The organism is Lyngbya aestuarii BL J (assembly GCF_000478195.2).
In the GTDB taxonomy this organism is placed as follows: domain Bacteria; phylum Cyanobacteriota; class Cyanobacteriia; order Cyanobacteriales; family Microcoleaceae; genus Capilliphycus; species Capilliphycus aestuarii.
In genome coordinates, this window is the sequence record NZ_AUZM01000251.1 from 1 (window position 1) to 998 (window position 998).

General features: G+C 43.2%; 2 protein-coding genes. Both read right to left on the reverse strand.

The genetic code is table 11. The features are described from left to right. Positions 1–86 precede the first annotated feature (86 nt). Positions 87–431, reverse strand: coding sequence for a ribulose bisphosphate carboxylase small subunit (locus M595_RS27885; protein ID WP_023064797.1), 345 nt, complete (start codon positions 429–431; stop codon positions 87–89). Positions 432–483: 52 nt separating this feature from the next. Next, positions 484–885: a RuBisCO chaperone RbcX gene (rcbX, locus tag M595_RS27890; RefSeq protein WP_023064799.1), complete on the reverse strand. Its 402-nt coding sequence runs from the start codon at positions 883–885 to the stop codon at positions 484–486. Positions 886–998: the final 113 nt, after the last annotated feature.

Below are 998 nucleotides of genomic sequence, written 5' to 3' on the forward strand. Positions count from 1 at the left end.
TATAATGCGAGCTTAATTTGCAGCTAGCACAAAAAAGGTAGAGATAACTCCCTACCTTTCCAAATTAATCTGTTAAACTGGGCGATTTAGTACCGATAACCGGACGACTGATCAGCTCTGTGAATAATGAAGCTTAAGACTTGGCACTGCTTCACATTGTCAAAACCAGCAACCCGAATGAAACACTTCGGATATTCTTGACGGCAGGCTTGAATTTCCATCATCACATCACGGACAGTGGTTGCATTGAACAGGGGCAGTTTCCACAATGTCCAATAGTGAACTTCTGGCTCTGCGGTTTCGTTGAACTCAACAGCCGGAATAAAACCCTGAGACAGCATATATTGAATTTGCTTGTCAATCTGAGCATCAGTCAACGGAGGCAGATAAGACAGAGTTTCGTAGCGACGCTCTTTGGGTAAAGTTTGCATTGCGATTTCCTAAAACGTTAAAAAAGGTATACAACAGTCCAGCGATCAGGCTCTATTCATCCTGAGTCGGTTCGGAATCTATCTGAAATTCGGGATGAGGACTGGTGTCAGACAAGGAAACCTGTGTCATCCGTTCAAGGTATTGACGGCGATGTTCCATATTGCCTTGCTGAATCGATTCACGCACCATTTCCGGTAAATAACCTCCCACCTCTTGAGCGAGATGTTCTCGCACCGTCATAATTCTGAAAGCCATTTCCTGGTTTTCCTGAAGCATCTCTTTGAGATACGCTTCACCGTCTTGAATTTTTCCGGTGGACGAGAATCCGCTCAACCAAATTGCTAGACCGGGGTTTGTCTCTTTTAATTGAGATGAAACCACCTGTACAGCTTGGTAGGTTAGGTAGCTTGTTAGTACCTTGGTCGTGTCTTTTGCAACTTTTTTGATATCCATGTCTGACACCAACCTCCAAGAGTTCTGAGTTTTGAATTCTAAGTTTATCTAGTTATTGCTTAAAATTCATCCTCATCACTCTGGAAGTGGATTTAGACTGTATCCATTGCTTC

What these genes read in the sequence shown, in the direction of transcription:
- M595_RS27885 (WP_023064797.1), bottom strand. Translation starts at nt 431, where the DNA reads ATGCAAACTTTACCCAAAGAGCGTCGCTACGAAACTCTGTCTTATCTG.
- rcbX (WP_023064799.1), bottom strand. Translation starts at nt 885, where the DNA reads ATGGATATCAAAAAAGTTGCAAAAGACACGACCAAGGTACTAACAAGC.